Here is a 15,646-nt window from a genome sequence, read left to right on the forward strand (position 1 = left end):
AGTGCCTAAAGTTAAGGACTCCATAAACTCTAGGCACTCTAGGCACTCAAAACTTTAGACACTTTTTATGCAAATCAAAAAATTTACCTTCAATCCGGTTCAGGAAAATACATTTGTGTTATTCGACGAAACGAACGAATGTGTGATCATCGATGCAGGCTGCTATTTCGAAAACGAACGTCAGGAACTGGATAAGTTCATTGCCGAAAAACAATTAAAACCTGTTCGGCTGATCAATACCCATTGCCATTTCGATCATATTATGGGAATTACCCATTGTCGAGTTAAATATAAAGCGCCGTTCGAAATTCATCCTGATGAAGAGATTCTGGTTGAACATGCAGTCGATCATGGCGACCGGTTCGGAATCCCTATGGAACCGGTTGATGCACCGGATGCCTATTTCAGGGAAGGCGACCGAATCACTTTTGGTAACTCGTATCTCATGGTCATTGCTGCACCTGGTCATTCTCCCGGTGGAGTTGTGTTTTACAATCTGGAACAGAAAATTTTGATTGCAGGCGATGTACTTTTCTACGGAAGTATTGGCCGAACCGACCTTCCGGGCGGAAGCTACGAACAACTGACAGGAAACATCAAGACGAAACTACTCACCCTTCCGGAGGAAACCGTCGTCTATTGTGGCCATGGCCCCGAAACAACCATTGCTTTTGAAAAGAAGAATAACCCATTCCTAACCTAAAAAAATAAGTTTTATGAAAGAAATTTCTGATGAATTTATGATGCAAATGATTTCGCAGGCGAAGCTTTATAGTGTTGTCCTGTTGAGAGCATCAGATAATTATGGAACACCCGAAAGTCAGCCCCTCGTCTGGGAACATGCCCGACGAAATTTTGCCCTTCGCGAAGAGGGTTTGCTCGCGGTTGTTTGCCCAATTTCGGATGAAACTGAACTGAAGGGAATGGGAATCTTTAATGCCGACGTTGATCAAACCAGACTGATCATGGAAGGTGACCCGGCCGTGAAAGCAGGTATTTTTACTTTTGAAGTGCATTCTGCCCGAAGTTTTCCGGGAGATTGCCTGCCCAAATAGGCAAATCTTTTGTCCAGATTTGACAATTAAAACAACAAATATCATTTTCAGAGAATTGCAATCTTTCTAAGTTTGCAGCACAAAACAAAATCTCAAAACAGATATGGCAAGCGATAAATTTGTAATGCGTCACATTGGTCCACGCGATCACGAAATTCAGGAAATGCTGAATGTTCTTGGAGTTTCAACGCTCGACGAATTGATGAACCAGACCGTTCCGGAAAATATTCGACTGAAACAGCCGCTGAAACTGGAAGACGGGTTGACCGAACGTCAGTATTTCCGCAAAATTCTGGCCCTGGCCGCCCAAAACAAAGTGTACAACACCTACATCGGAATGGGTTATTACGACACCATTACACCCGCAGTTATTCTTCGGAATGTGTTGGAAAATCCGGTTTGGTACACCAGCTATACACCTTATCAAGCCGAAATTTCGCAGGGAAGGCTCGAAGCATTGCTGAATTTCCAGACGATGGTTTGCGAACTGACTGGTATGGAAATGGCCAATGCCTCGCTACTCGACGAAGCCACTGCAGCAGCCGAAGCCATGGTAATGATGCACAACTCCCGTTCGCGCGCTAAAGCAAAAACCGATGCGAATGTGGTTTGGGTCGATGAAAAAGTATGGCCTCAAACACTGGATGTACTCATTACACGCGCTAATCCATTGGGAATTGAGCTGAAAATCGCCGACTGGAAAAATTTCGAATTAAATGAAAATACGTTTGGGGTCATTGTCCAATACCCAAATTCAGACGGACAAATTGTTGATTATACATCGCTTGTAAAATCGGCTCACGAAAAAGAAATATTTGTTTCGGTAGCTGCCGATTTATTGAGTTTATCGATCCTGACTCCTCCGGGAGAATGGGGTGCCGATATTGTTTTCGGAACATCACAGCGCTTTGGTATCCCAATGGGATACGGTGGACCTCACGCTGCGTTCTTTGCTTCGAAAGATGCTTTCAAACGCACCATGCCGGGTCGCATTATCGGAGTTTCGAAAGATGCTCATGGTAACCGCGCGTTGCGCATGGCTTTGCAAACCCGCGAGCAACACATCAAACGCGAAAAAGCAACTTCCAACATTTGTACTTCGCAGGCTTTGTTGTCGAATATGGCGGGCTTTTATGCCGTTTACCATGGACCGGAAGGCATCAAGCAAATTGCCACACGCATTCATTGCATCGCCGCTTTACTCGAAAAAGAAATTTCGGCTTTGGGATACACCCAGGTGAACACCACTTATTTCGACACCATTCGGTTTGCACTACCACGTCATGTGAAACACGAAGATATTGAGTGGCTTTCGCTCGAACTGGAAATGAACTTCCGTTATTTCGAAAATGGAGAGGTTGGTTTAAGCATTGACGAAACCACTAACCTCGACGACATCAACTGGATGATCGAAGTATTTGCAAAAGCCGCCAATAAACCTTTTGGAAAGATAGTTGATTATCCGACTGCGTGTACCATTCAGCCTGAATTCCTGAGAACCTCAGCGTTCATGCAACAGGAAGTGTTCAACAAATACCGCTCTGAAACCGAAATGCTTCGTTACATCAAAAAGTTAGAGCACAAAGATATTTCGCTCACGCATTCCATGATTCCTCTTGGATCGTGCACCATGAAACTGAATGCTGCTACTGAAATGCTTCCACTAAGCTGGATTGAATTTAATGGAATTCACCCGTTTGTTCCGAAAAATCAGGCACGTGGCTACCACGAAATGATGGAAGAACTTCGCCGCGATTTGGCTGAAATTACCGGGTTTGCTGATGTGAGCCTTCAGCCTAATTCGGGAGCAGCAGGCGAATACGCTGGCTTGATGGTCATCCGTCAATATCACATTAGCCGTGGCGACGAACACCGCAACGTGGTGTTAATTCCTTCATCAGCTCATGGAACCAATCCTGCCAGCGCCGTAATGGCCGGTATGAAAGTGGTTGTTACTCCTTGTGACGAGCGAGGAAACATCGACGTGGAAGCTTTGCGCCTGAAAGCCGAAGAATTTAAAGATACGCTGTCGTGTTTCATGGTAACTTATCCATCGACTCACGGAGTTTATGAATCGTCGATTACTGAATTGTGCGAAATCATACATTCGCATGGTGGACAGGTTTACATGGACGGTGCCAACATGAATGCCCAAGTTGGATTGACTAATCCAAGTCGCATTGGAGCCGATGTTTGTCACCTGAATTTGCACAAAACATTCGCCATTCCTCACGGAGGTGGAGGTCCGGGTGTTGGTCCTATTTGTGTTGCCGCTCATTTGGTAGAATTCCTGCCTTCGCATCCGGTCATGAACAACGGACATGTTGGAATTACAGCAGTTTCGGCTGCTCCCTGGGGAAGCGCTTCGGTGCTGCCAATTACCTACGGATACATCAAAATGCTTGGTGCCGATGGGTTAAAACGGGCTTCGGAAATTGCGATCCTGAATGCCAACTACATTGCCAATGCGTTGAAAGATAATTACGGAGTTTTATATACCGGCGAAAATGGCCGCTGTGCCCACGAAATGATACTCGAATGCCGTCACCTGAAAGCCGCTTCAGGAATTTCGGAAACCGATATTTCGAAACGATTGATGGATTATGGCTTCCACGCTCCTACCCTTTCATTCCCGGTTCACGGAACGCTGATGGTTGAACCGACCGAAAGCGAATCGAAACAGGAACTCGATCGTTTCATTGAAGCGCTGACCGGCATTTTCAACGAAATTCAGGCTGTGGCTTCGGGCGAACTGGATAAAGAAGACAACCCGCTAAAAAATGCGCCGCATACTTCGGATGTGGTAACTGCCGACGACTGGAACCATTCGTACAGCCGCCAGACAGCCGTTTTCCCATTGGCATGGTTAAAGGAAAACAAATACTGGCCACCAGTTGGCCGTGTTGACGATGCTTTTGGCGACCGCAACCTGGTTTGCACCTGTGAACCGATTGAAAACTACAAATAAGAAGGTAGATTTAGATTTTAGATAGTAAAACCTAACAGGTCTTTGAGACCTGTTAGGTTTTTTTTTCTATTAAATTTAGTGAGGGTTTCACTTCGAGTGAAGCCATCACTTTCTTTATGCAGGTTTTGAAAACCCGTCAGGATTTTTTGTTTAAAGTTCAGGAGTCAAAAAACAACATAAAACGATAACTCTGTGGTTTCTGAATAATATATGAATGCGGTTTGATTATTATTTTTAAACCAAAGACGCTCGAACGAGAAGCAGATGTTTTTTTTGTCGTCCAAATTCTTTGTAAACAGCATGGTTTTGAATCCGAATGAGGGCTCATACAAGTATTTCCGGTTGAAGCCGTTAATTTGGTAATCAGTCGAAACAGGATGAGGATTATAAATCATCCAGTGATGTTCTTTTACCTTGGTATAATTTGTAAGTAGATATTTTCCACTTGGGCCAATAGCAAAACCCAATTTCTTGAATAGTTTCAATTGCACCAAACAAGCATACTCCAGATTTAAACTATAAATCACACCGGTTGCTTCCATTCCACCTCCAAGGCCGCCTCCATCATAATTGATCGACAATCTTTCAATATCCACTCCAATCTCGGGCCGAAGTGAGAATCTCTTTTCAGGCCGAGCCCAACTCTGGTAAGCGCCTATTTTTAAAGCTCCGCCAATTTTTGTGTCATAATAATTGGATGGGGTTTTCGGTAAAACCAGTCCGAAACGGAATCCGGTTTCTCTTTTCCACGCTGATTGCGATTTGAGTGTCACCGGAAAAATAGTAAGGAATAGTACTGTTGATAGAAGCAAGAGTTTCATTGGAGTTGAATTTGTGATTACATCTAAAGGTAAAAAAACTAATTCACAGAAATGTAAAAGTTTAACTCTTTCTAAAATACATTTTTCTTTAAACGGATGATGTTGAGAGGTCACAGTAAGCTCCTTCGAAGTTTAAAGCATAATATAAAAAACCTTATTTGACTATTTCCGTAAGTTTAATCAGCAAGCTAAACAATATTTAAAAGTTGTTTTATATATTTACAACCTATATAAGTTGTATTTAAGATTTACAACCAAATGAACATGTAAATTGAATGATATGAGCAATAGTACGAGTGGAGTAGGAATTTATATCGATGTAATTGATTCCAGAAAAATACAATCTCGAAATAATTTGGAATTTCAGGTAAATAATCTGAAGGAATTCTTCCGTGAAAATGAAGAATATGGAATTTTTGACATCTGGAAAGGGCTGGATGAATTCATGATCATTTCACCAGATTGGGAATTTGCCGTAAAAACGGTAATTAAGGTTCAGGAACTTTTGCATCCATTTGAACAAAGGTTTGTTTTGACTGGTTTTGATAATGTGGAAACCGACAAACCAATTCATGAAATGGATAATAAAGAATTTGTAATGCTGGCTGATGGAATGATCAGTCTAAAGAAGAATAAATTATATGTCGAGATTGTTGCAAAAGAATATTCTGGTCTACTCGATTCTGTTTCAATTATCCTGAACGCGCTAATCACCTTAAAGAATTTGTTTACACCAAGCCAGATGGATATCTATCGCCAGAATAAGGCCGGAAAATCTCAGAAGGAACTTGCCGGGACAATCAAAAAATCTCAGCAATACATTTCAAAAACGCTTAACGGTATAAAAGCTGCGAATCTGGATGTGTTAGAAGAAAAACTCTATAAAGTGATTAATTATGGAATTGACAAAAGAAATTCTGTTTAGCAACTGGTTTTTGCTTTTGGCTGTTGCTGGGGCGCTGCTTCTCTTGTTTTCAAGCGGAACAGTAGTACGCCGGGTCATGAATATTATCTACAAGAAAAACCTTACCGATTTAGCTTCGGCCAATAGCGACGCAAATACTGTTGCCAAACCCGATGCCAGTGAAGAAAAGCTTGCAAAAGATCGTATTTCAACCGGGTTGATTATTGGCAAATGCGAAAACCTCATCATTTATTTAATGGTGCTGACCGGATCGTACACTGCCCTGGCCATTATTTTTACTGCAAAAACAATTATCAGGAAAGAAGATATTGCCAAGAACAGCATGTTTTTTCTTGCCGGAACTATGATCAACGTGACTTATAGCTTACTGATCAGCATACTGGTCAAACTGCTGATTATTACCACTCTCTCCTGTTAGCCCAGCCACTATAAATAAGAAGTTAGATTTAGATTTTAAATAGTAAAACCTTACAGGTCTTTGAGACCTATAAGGTTTTTTGCTTTTATCGGCAGGAAAATGTTGCCCATTCAACAAAAGAAATACCCACATGCTAAAGTTTTCAAGGTTGAACCTGATGATTCAGAATTTAAGCTAAACGTGATCCCATACGAAGTTTAGGTTTTATATTCAACCCGTTCCAGGTGGCCTTTTCTCCGGACTTTCTTTGCCCCACTTTTACCGAGATAAATAACAGCAAACTCCTTCAGAGATTCTAAAAGCCTCAATGTATTTATCCAAAATCACACGATGTGAATTTGGGATTATTTTAGTTTTGGTCGTTTTCAATTAACTTCAAGCTAAATTCAAGCACCGGATCCTTACCTTGCAAAATATCTGATATTCTTGTCTTCACTTCGTAATCAGGAATAACTCCACGATCAGGGTGTGGATAACCTTTAACTTTGGTATAATATGCCATCATTGGTATGCCTACATTTAACTTAGTATTGGGCAAGGTTACAATTACAAACGTACCACTGTTGTTGCCATAATATCCACCCCCTGTCTCTTCACCAATAAAGGTTGCACGTTTCAGGTAATGGGCTACCGCAGCAAATTCGGCAGTTACCGAAAAACTAGCCCCATTAATCAACACATACACATTTCCTGAAAAGTGATTCGTTTGAGGCCTCTGCTTGCGTAGGTTTTTATTGTGCTTCCATACAAAAGTACCATCCTTTTCTTTGGAAATTAAGTGACGAAGAATTCCATAGAATGACGGTTTATGAGCCTGATTGGCAAAGGAGTATTTCCTGCGTTGAGTCATCTCCAAACGATCATAATAATCAAAATTCTGATCCATGAGGTAAGAGAGCAATAAAGCGCCACGACGATCCATACCACCTTCATTGTCTCTAACATCGATAATCAGATTCTTTATATGCTTATCGTGAATTGTATTGAACGAATTTTTAAGAAACTTTTTGAATTTTAAACCGTCGGATTCCATCCAGAATGATGAAATGGTAAGTACGGCTGTTTCGTTGGATTTCATTTCCAGCTGATACGGTGGCTTTGATGAGTTTTGAGTATTGATTCTTTCTTCAAATCGCTCAATGGTGGAATGTGAAATTGCAGGAATCTTAACTTCAGTAAATGTTTCGCCATTCCTAAATTTTACCAAAAACGAATCAGGCCCTTCAATCAAATTAGCGTAATAAGCACTGAAATAATGACTCATTTCAATATACTTAAACGTAGTGTTGTTCCCGTCTGAAAAGAAATCAGGTAACAGTGTTTTAATGATTTCCGAAATCGGCTTTCCATTGATCGAGATTATTTCTGAACCTTCCGGAGCTTCAATTTTATCGACATAAGTTCCCAGAACAAAAGCCCGGTCTTCCTGAAAATACAATCTCCAGGGAAAGACCTTTTCATCGTTGAAATAGAAATTGGTAGACCAATTGCTATCGGGATGAAATTTGGTGTGACCACATTTGATTTGCACGACAACAGGGAGCAGCAACTTGTAAAATTCCTGTTGACTCATATTAGTACCAATTTTCTTTTCGGTTTGTGCGAAAAGACTATCGATATGATTTTGCTTATTGTACCGGTAAAGACCGGGATGAGCTTCTTTTAATGCCTGACAAAAAAGGTTAAAGTCAGCCCTCAACTGAGATTGGGTAAAACTGGGTTGAGCTGATAATAATGTTGATGCAGACAAGTATATCAAGCTGAACGCAACCAGATGAATGATCAATTTAGTTCTCATAAAACAGGTTTGAATGTTTATAATTCAAATGACAAATTTTATTAGAATTAGTTGCACATTAATCATTCAGCAATTGAAAAAATCCAAGGGAAACAGCGCACTGTCCTATTATCGATTCAAAAATTAAAGAGCCGGTTACAGTTCAAAATCAGGATCAAATCCTACTCATGGAAATCGTTGCTCAGCACCCTGAATTCCGTTCGCCGGTCAAGCATCTTAGCTATTTCCTGCTGTTCGGGGGTGAGCTTCAGGATAAATGCTTCGTTCAGCTCATCTCCTTTTTTCAGGAAGTCGTATTGTTTGGCGATAGTTTTGGTTACTTTCTTCGGCCAGGTTTCGCCGTATCCTTTGGCTACCAATCGTCCGGAAGTAATTCCCTTCGAAATCAGGTAATCAACCACCGATTGTGCACGTTTTTGCGAAAGATCGGAGTTGAACTGATCGCTGCCCACAAAGTCGGTGTGCGCCATCAGCTCGATTTTGATGGTTGGGTTTAGTACAAGTAACTGAACGACCGAATCGAGAGCCAGTTTTGATTCTTCGGTAATTTGATAACTTCCGGTGGCATAATTGATGTTGTTTACCTTGATCGGCTCGTCGGTTGGCGAGAGTTTAAAGATGAATTTGAAATCTTTGCTGTCCGTCAATCCAACGGTGGAAGTCCGTACTTTATCATTCAGGTAACCGTCTTTAAAAGCGGCAATCACATAATCAGTTTCAGGTTTTAACTTATATTGAAACCGGCCTCCGTTTGCCCTAACTTTCAGGCTTGTACCATCGGTTCCGATGATGCGTACCATCGCACCGTCAATTTTCTGATCGGTTTCTTTATTGAAGATTTCGCCGGAAGCATTGAATACTTTTGGAGGAAGATAAAATGAATAAATATCATCGCTTTTCGAGCCTTTACGGTTGGACGAGAACATCCCCTTTTCAACTTCACCTTTGATAAAAGTAATTCCAAAATCGTCGCCCGGGGAGTTGATTGGAGCCTTCATGTTTTCAACATGCCACTTTTTATCTTCTCCCATTACAGCTTTAAAGATGTCGAGTCCTCCAATACCGGGATGGAAATTGGACGAAAAATACAAATCGCCATTCTCGCGGATATATGGGAACATTTCGTCGCCCGGAGTGTTGATTTCGGGGCCTAAATTTACTGGCTTGTCGAAAGCATTTCCTTTACCCTTTGCCATCCAGATGTCTTTACCACCATAGCCTCCGGGGCGATCCGACACAAAATAAAGTTCAGTGCCATCAGCGCTTAACGAAGGATGCGCTGCAATTATGCTGTCGCCAACCAATTCAAGTTTTGTTGGCTCCGACCATGCCCCTCTCGATTGATTGGCCACAAGTAATTCAGAACCTATGTCTTTTGATTTATCATATCTGGCACGAGTGAAAATCATCAAATCACCTCTTGAAGATAGAGTTGCGGCTCCCTCGTCGCTTGCTGTATTAATTGACAGGTTTTCGTCGAGCAGCTTTGGCGCTTCCCATTTTTGTTTCTGAACTTCAAATTTACTGGTGAATAAATCGGCAAAACGGGTTCCCGTGATGGCGCTCTTTCGTCTTCCACCGGTTGATGCATCGCGTGTAGAAGTAAATATGACCTCATTGTCGCGCCCTCCAACAAATACAGGACTATAATCATTGTCTCTTGAATTCAGTTCCTTGACAATATTTACCATATATCGGTTCGGTTTATCCAGCCAGGTGGTCGCCACCTTACTGGCTTCCAACCCATTTTTCGCATATTGATCGTCGGGGTTTACTCCCAGGTAAGTTTGATACCAAACAATGGCGTCTTCATATTTTTGAGTGGCCTTCAGGCAATCGGCGTAATGAAGCATGCAAATTGGATCGGAATTCTTTTGCTTGATGGCATTTTTATACCAAACAGCCGCTTTTGCAAAATCGCTTAAGTGATAATATGCTTCGCCCACGCGAAAAGCAATATTGCTTTTTTCGTTTCGTAGTTTTTGACTGCGATAGGCCTTTTTATATTTTTCGATGGAATTAAAATATTCGCCAATTTCGTATGAAGTGGCTGCCGAATTCAAGTATTTGCGAGCCGAACATGAGCCAAGTAAAATGACCAGAAGGATAAGTAATATTTTAGGAAAAGCCGGGTTCTTCATTTGATATTAAACGTTTGGCGGTAAAAGTAACCAATTTAAATCCATTCTAAAAAAAACGAAAAAGGTTTATTTAAAGTATTCCGAGACGGAATAATTATTTGATTTTTAAGGTTGGGCTTCTCCTTAATCATAAAAAAGGCCTCCGGAACGAACCGGAAGCCTTGATCTGTATTATTTAATGAATGAAAAACTATCGTACAAATAGTAATTCTCTGTATTTTGGCAATGGCCATAATTCATTGTCGACAATCAATTCCAATTTGTCGATGTGGTAACGAATATCATCCAGATATGGTTTTACAGTACTTTCGTAAGCATAAGCCTTTTCTTTTTCAGATTCGATCACATTGGCCACTTTACGGGCTTCGATCATCTCTTTTACTTTGGCTTTAATTGCTGAAACGTTTCCGCCAATTTCGCGGATCAGTTCAATACGTCCGGCTGACAATGTAGCATATTCTTCTTCGCCGAAAACAAGCTTCAGATTTTTTACATTATCAAGCAATGTAGTTTGATACTGTACTGCTGTTGGAACGATATGGTTGATAGCTAAATCGCCCAAAACGCGAGCTTCGATCTGAATTTTCTTCGTATACTTTTCAAATTCAACTTCAACACGTCCTTCGATTTCGCGTTCGGTCAATACACCAGTCTTTCCGAACATTTCAACAACACGTTCGTTGTGATATGCTTCCAATGATGTTGGAACACTTGTTACATTTGTTAAACCGCGACGTGCAGCTTCAGCTTTCCATTCTTCGCTGTAACCATTACCATTGAAACGGATATCCTTAGATTCGATGATCAGTTTTTTCAAGATCTGGAAGATCGCTTCGTCCTTTTTAACACCTGCTTCAATCAAAGCATCAACCTCAACTTTGAATTTAGTCAGCTGATCGGCAATTGCAGTATTTAAAACAATCATAGCACCACCGCAGTTTGCAGAAGAACCTACAGCGCGGAATTCAAAGCGGTTACCTGTGAATGCAAATGGGGAAGTACGGTTACGGTCTGTAGTATCCAGAATAATTTCAGGGATACGGCCAATATTTAACTTCAAAGCAGTTTTTTCTTCAGGAGTCATTTTGCGGTCAACAACTGATTCTTCCATCAGATCTAACATCTTAGAGATTTCAGTTCCAAGGAAAGCAGAAATGATTGCCGGAGGAGCTTCGTTTGCGCCCAAACGGTGTGAGTTGGGAGCATTCATAATGCTGGCAAGCAACAAATCCTGATTTACATGTAATGCTTTCAGCGTGTTGATCACAAAAGTCAGGAATTGCAAGTTCGATTTTGGGTTTTTCCCTGGAGAAAACAAGTTTACACCTGTATCAGTAGAAAGTGACCAGTTGTTGTGTTTTCCTGATCCGTTGATACCTGCAAATGGTTTTTCGTGGAAAAGAACAGCGAAGTTATGACGACGAGCGATTTTTTTCATCAAGTCCATGATCATCTGGTTGTGGTCATTCGCAAGATTCAACTCTTCGTAGATAGGAGCAAGTTCGAACTGGTTTGGTGCAACCTCGTTGTGACGGGTTTTTACCGGAATACCCAATTTGAATGCTTCATTTTCCAAATCTTCCATAAAACGGAAAACACGTGTTGGAATTGAACTGAAATAGTGGTCGTCCAACTGCTGATCTTTCGAGGCTGAGTGTCCCATCAACGTGCGTCCGGTTAACATCAAGTCGGGACGAGCCATAAACAAAGCTTCGTCAACAAGGAAATATTCCTGTTCCCAACCTAAATTAGCGTTTACTTTGGTCACATTTTTATCGAACAACTGGCAAACTTCAGTCGCAGCTTTGTCAACAGCAGCAATTGCACGTAACAAAGGAGTTTTATAATCGAGAGCTTCACCTGTATAAGAAATGAAAATCGTTGGGATAGTTAATGTATTGTCAACAATGAAAGCCGGAGATGATGGATCCCATGCAGTATAACCACGTGCTTCGAATGTCTGACGGATACCACCACTTGGGAAAGAAGAAGCATCAGGTTCTTGCTGAGATAACATTGATCCAGATAATGTTTCAACCACGGTACTATTCTCACCATGAACAATAAATGCATCATGTTTTTCGGCAGTACCATCAGTCAATGGATGAAACCAGTGTGTAATGTGTGTTGCTCCGTTTTCCAAAGCCCACGATTTCATTCCCTGAGCTACCTGATCAGCCATTTTACGGTCAACAGGAGTTCCATTATCAACAGCGTCAATTACCGCTTTGTATGCTTCTTTCGAAAGGTATTTCTTCATTTTCGGACGATCGAAAACATTCATTCCGTAAAAATCAGAAACCAGATTTTCCTCGCGCTTTACGTCGATTGGTTTTCTGCTAAGAACTTCTTCGAGAGCTCTAAATCTAAACTGTGCCATAATTGAAAATTTTAAATGTTTATATTTTGTTTTAGTCGAATACCTCCTGCGCTAATTGCATAACAAAAATATACAAAAAATGAAATTACGGCATAAATAAATAGGTAATAGCTTAAAATTTTACAATTATTTCAGAAAAACCAGCTAATTTGATTGGGGTAATTAAGAAAATATATAATTTTTATTAAAATATTAGAAAATTACATTTTTTGATTTGCTTCCATTTTCAATAGAGTTTTCAAATCTACAAACAAAAAAAACGCAGAACCTTGATTCTGCGTTTCTTATATATTGGTAAAAACCTATTTAAATCACCACGTTCACAATTTTATTCGGAACGACTATTATTTTCTTAGGCATTTTCCCTTCGAGCCATTTAATTGAAGTTTCGTGCGCCAGAACTGCGTCTTCAATTTCAGCATTTGGTGTGCCAACCGCAAACTCCAATTTAAAGCGAACTTTTCCGTTGAAAGAAATGGGGTATTCAAACACATCTTCGGTCAGCATTGCCTGATCAACTTCGGGCCAAGGCGCATAAGCCAACGTTTCAGTATTTCCGTACATCTGCCACAATTCTTCAGCAAGGTGCGGAGCATAAGGTGACAGAATTTTAGCAAAAGCTTCAGCAGTTTGTCTGCTCACTTTTCCTTTCTTCATCACCAGATTGTTAAAAATCATCAATGCAGAAATTCCGGTATTGAATTTCATGTTTTCAATATCGAAAGCCACTTTGCTGATTGTCTGGTGCAAAAGTTTCAGCGTTTCTTTGTCATCGGCCTCATCAACAATATTTTCAGGCGTTCCAAAAAAACGTGCAGCACGGTTCAGGAAGCCAAAAACTCCTTTCACCCCATTCTCTGCCCAGGGTTTAGTGTCGTCAAGCGGACCCATGAACATCTCGTACAAACGAAGCGAGTCGGCGCCAAATTTGGCGACCACATCATCAGGATTCACTACGTTTTTCAGCGATTTCGACATTTTGGCCACGATCTGGCTCAATTCCTCGCCGGTTTCGGTGTGAAAATATTTGCCATCTTTTTCTTCCACCAAATCGCTGGCTACTTTCGCGCCGGTAGCTGTTTGGTAGGCAAAAGCCAGAATCATTCCCTGATTGAACAGTTTTTGGAAAGGTTCCGAAGTTGAAACGATGCCCAAATCGAACAGTACTTTGTGCCAGAAACGTGAATACAACAAATGCAACACTGCATGTTCAGCACCGCCAACATACAAATCAACCGGCATCCAGTAATTTTCGAGCTTTTTGTCGAAGATTGACTCGTCGTTTTTCGGATCGATGTAGCGCAAATAATACCAGCACGAACCCGCCCATTGTGGCATGGTGTTGGTTTCGCGACGGCCTTTACGACCATTTTTGTCGGTTACATACAACCAGTCGGTTGCATTGGCCAGCGGAGATTCGCCACCCTCGCCAGGTTCGTATTTTTCCATGGCCGGAAGTTCAACCGGAAGGTTATCTTCAACCAGGGTCACTTCGCCATCCTCCCAGTGAATGACAGGGAAAGGCTCGCCCCAGTAGCGCTGACGACTAAATAGCCAATCGCGCAATCTGAAGTTGATTGTGGCTTTACCAATTCCTTTTTCGCCCAACCAGGCAACAACTTTCTCAATGCCCTGTTTTTTGTTCAAGCCATTCAAATCAAGACCAATCGAAGGATTGGCCGAATTGATGTAGGCACCATCTTCTGTCCAGCAAGCTTCGCCAGCCAGGACTTTGGCACGGGTTTCTTCATCGGCGCTTTTTGGATCAAGAATGCAGATGACCGGGATATTAAATTTCTGAGCGAATTCAAAGTCACGGGTATCGTGCGCCGGAACAGCCATGATCGCACCGGTTCCGTAGCCCATCAAAACATAATCGGCCACCCAGATTGGGATTGGCTGACCTGTAATCGGGTTGATGGCATTGCGTCCGGTGAAAACTCCGGTTTTTTCTTTAGCCAGTTCGGTGCGGTCCAAATCCGATTTCAGCGAAGCGGCTTGTATGTATTGTTTGAATTGTTCTTGATTTTCAGGAGTAACCAGTTTTTCCAGAATAGGGTGTTCCGGAGAAACAACCATATAAGTTGCACCAAACAATGTATCAGGACGGGTTGTGTAAACCCGAAGTTTCTCATCCAATCCTTCAATGGCGAAATCGACTTCAGCGCCGGTTGATTTACCGATCCAGTTTTTCTGCATGTCTTTTACACCTTCCGGCCAATCCAGATCGTCCAGGCCTTCCAACAACCTTTCGGCATAATGAGGAATCCGGAGCAACCATTGTTTCAGGTTTTTGCGCGTTACCTGATGTCCGCATTTCTCGTGCGAACCATCGGTCAGCACTTCTTCGTTGGCGCAAACCGTTTTACACGACTGGCACCACCAAACCTGGGCATTGTCGTAATACGCCAGACGTTTTTCGCCGATGTATTTGTTGATGGCTGCTTGTCCTTGTGCCTGAATATCAGCAGGAATGGGTAGCTCGCTGATTGGGCGTCCTTTCCCAGCCTCAGGATCGAACCAGCAATTGTACAGTTTGGTAAATATCCATTGTGTCCAGCGGAAATATTTAGGATCGGTGGTATTGATTTCGCGATCCCAGTCGTAACTCAAGCCCAGTGACTTGATCTGACGGCGGAAATTATCGCAGTTTTTATTGGTTGTGACCGCTGGATGAGTTCCGGTTTGAATGGCATACTGCTCGGCAGGCAATCCAAACGCGTCCCAGCCCATTGGGTGCAGAACGTTGAAACCCTTCATACGTTTGTACCGGCAAATGATGTCGGTTGCGGTATAACCTTCAGGATGCCCCACGTGCAAACCCGCTCCGGAAGGATAGGGAAACATGTCGAGCACGTAATATTTTGGTTTCGAAAAGTCGTTATTTGTTTTAAATGTCTGGTGTTCTTCCCAGTATTGTTGCCATTTCGGCTCAATTTCGGAGAAATTGTATTCCATTTTTATGTGTTTGATAAAGGTTTCTGATAATGAGCGGCAAAGATAACAAGAAAGTTGCAAGTTGTAAGGCAGAGGAAGTGGATTTGTGCTGTTTACTGATCTGATGACCCGAAGTCGCTGGATCAGTTGGAGAAAAGTGAACTTTTACGCTATTTCAACGTTCAATCCTCGAAACAATTTTA

Annotated in this window: 10 protein-coding genes; 5 read left to right on the forward strand and 5 right to left on the reverse strand. The window is 41.8% G+C overall.

Annotated elements, in window-relative coordinates:
- The first annotated feature begins 67 nt into the window (after window positions 1-67).
- From AQPE_RS06940 to gcvP, 3 genes are all read left to right on the forward strand, one after another.
- Window positions 68-703 (forward strand): MBL fold metallo-hydrolase, encoded by a 636-nt coding sequence (locus tag AQPE_RS06940; RefSeq protein WP_318350331.1) that lies wholly within the window; start codon window positions 68-70, stop codon window positions 701-703.
- A 13-nt stretch (window positions 704-716) separates the two neighbouring features.
- A complete protein-coding gene (locus tag AQPE_RS06945; RefSeq protein WP_318350332.1) occupies window positions 717-1,055 on the forward strand; it encodes a YciI family protein in 339 nt (112 codons plus the stop codon).
- A 103-nt stretch (window positions 1,056-1,158) separates the two neighbouring features.
- Window positions 1,159-4,023 carry an aminomethyl-transferring glycine dehydrogenase gene (gene gcvP / locus AQPE_RS06950; RefSeq protein ID WP_318350333.1) on the forward strand — a complete coding sequence of 955 codons (2,865 nt, stop codon included), beginning with the start codon at window positions 1,159-1,161 and terminating at the stop codon, window positions 4,021-4,023.
- A 164-nt stretch (window positions 4,024-4,187) separates the two neighbouring features.
- Here gcvP and AQPE_RS06955 read toward each other — a convergent pair whose 3' ends face one another.
- Window positions 4,188-4,844, reverse strand: coding sequence for a hypothetical protein (locus AQPE_RS06955; protein WP_318350334.1), 657 nt, complete (start codon window positions 4,842-4,844; stop codon window positions 4,188-4,190).
- Window positions 4,845-5,124: 280 nt separating this feature from the next.
- On the opposite strand from AQPE_RS06955, the gene AQPE_RS06960 reads away from it, so the two are divergent.
- Window positions 5,125-5,769: a helix-turn-helix domain-containing protein gene (locus AQPE_RS06960; RefSeq protein WP_318350335.1), complete on the forward strand. Its 645-nt coding sequence runs from the start codon at window positions 5,125-5,127 to the stop codon at window positions 5,767-5,769.
- Window positions 5,741-6,187, forward strand: a complete 447-nt coding sequence (locus AQPE_RS06965) for a hypothetical protein (RefSeq protein ID WP_318350336.1) — start codon at window positions 5,741-5,743, stop codon at window positions 6,185-6,187. Before AQPE_RS06960 ends, AQPE_RS06965 begins: the two co-directional genes overlap by 29 nt.
- A 349-nt stretch (window positions 6,188-6,536) precedes the next feature.
- Here the strand turns inward: AQPE_RS06965 and AQPE_RS06970 are convergent, their stop codons facing one another.
- The 4 genes from AQPE_RS06970 to leuS form a co-directional block, all read right to left on the reverse strand.
- Window positions 6,537-7,985: a S41 family peptidase gene (locus tag AQPE_RS06970; protein WP_318350337.1), complete on the reverse strand. Its 1,449-nt coding sequence runs from the start codon at window positions 7,983-7,985 to the stop codon at window positions 6,537-6,539.
- Window positions 7,986-8,146: 161 nt separating this feature from the next.
- The gene (gene porE, locus AQPE_RS06975) at window positions 8,147-10,126 is read right to left on the reverse strand and encodes a PorE family type IX secretion system protein (RefSeq protein ID WP_318350338.1); all 1,980 of its coding nucleotides are present in this window, start codon (window positions 10,124-10,126) and stop codon (window positions 8,147-8,149) included.
- A gap of 190 nt (window positions 10,127-10,316) precedes the next feature.
- Window positions 10,317-12,506 (reverse strand): glutamine synthetase III family protein, encoded by a 2,190-nt coding sequence (locus AQPE_RS06980; protein WP_318350339.1) that lies wholly within the window; start codon window positions 12,504-12,506, stop codon window positions 10,317-10,319.
- A 306-nt stretch (window positions 12,507-12,812) separates the two neighbouring features.
- On the reverse strand, window positions 12,813-15,464 hold the full coding sequence (gene leuS, locus AQPE_RS06985) for a leucine--tRNA ligase (protein WP_318350340.1): 2,652 nt from the start codon (window positions 15,462-15,464) through the stop codon (window positions 12,813-12,815).
- Window positions 15,465-15,646 lie beyond the last annotated feature (182 nt).

Source organism: Aquipluma nitroreducens (genome assembly GCF_009689585.1).
Classification (GTDB): domain Bacteria; phylum Bacteroidota; class Bacteroidia; order Bacteroidales; family Prolixibacteraceae; genus Aquipluma; species Aquipluma nitroreducens.

What these genes read in the sequence shown, in the direction of transcription:
- AQPE_RS06940 (WP_318350331.1), top strand. Translation starts at nt 68, where the DNA reads ATGCAAATCAAAAAATTTACCTTCAATCCGGTTCAGGAAAATACATTT.
- AQPE_RS06945 (WP_318350332.1), top strand. Translation starts at nt 717, where the DNA reads ATGAAAGAAATTTCTGATGAATTTATGATGCAAATGATTTCGCAGGCG.
- gcvP (WP_318350333.1), top strand. Translation starts at nt 1,159, where the DNA reads ATGGCAAGCGATAAATTTGTAATGCGTCACATTGGTCCACGCGATCAC.
- AQPE_RS06955 (WP_318350334.1), bottom strand. Translation starts at nt 4,844, where the DNA reads ATGAAACTCTTGCTTCTATCAACAGTACTATTCCTTACTATTTTTCCG.
- AQPE_RS06960 (WP_318350335.1), top strand. Translation starts at nt 5,125, where the DNA reads ATGAGCAATAGTACGAGTGGAGTAGGAATTTATATCGATGTAATTGAT.
- AQPE_RS06965 (WP_318350336.1), top strand. Translation starts at nt 5,741, where the DNA reads ATGGAATTGACAAAAGAAATTCTGTTTAGCAACTGGTTTTTGCTTTTG.
- AQPE_RS06970 (WP_318350337.1), bottom strand. Translation starts at nt 7,985, where the DNA reads ATGAGAACTAAATTGATCATTCATCTGGTTGCGTTCAGCTTGATATAC.
- porE (WP_318350338.1), bottom strand. Translation starts at nt 10,126, where the DNA reads ATGAAGAACCCGGCTTTTCCTAAAATATTACTTATCCTTCTGGTCATT.
- AQPE_RS06980 (WP_318350339.1), bottom strand. Translation starts at nt 12,506, where the DNA reads ATGGCACAGTTTAGATTTAGAGCTCTCGAAGAAGTTCTTAGCAGAAAA.
- leuS (WP_318350340.1), bottom strand. Translation starts at nt 15,464, where the DNA reads ATGGAATACAATTTCTCCGAAATTGAGCCGAAATGGCAACAATACTGG.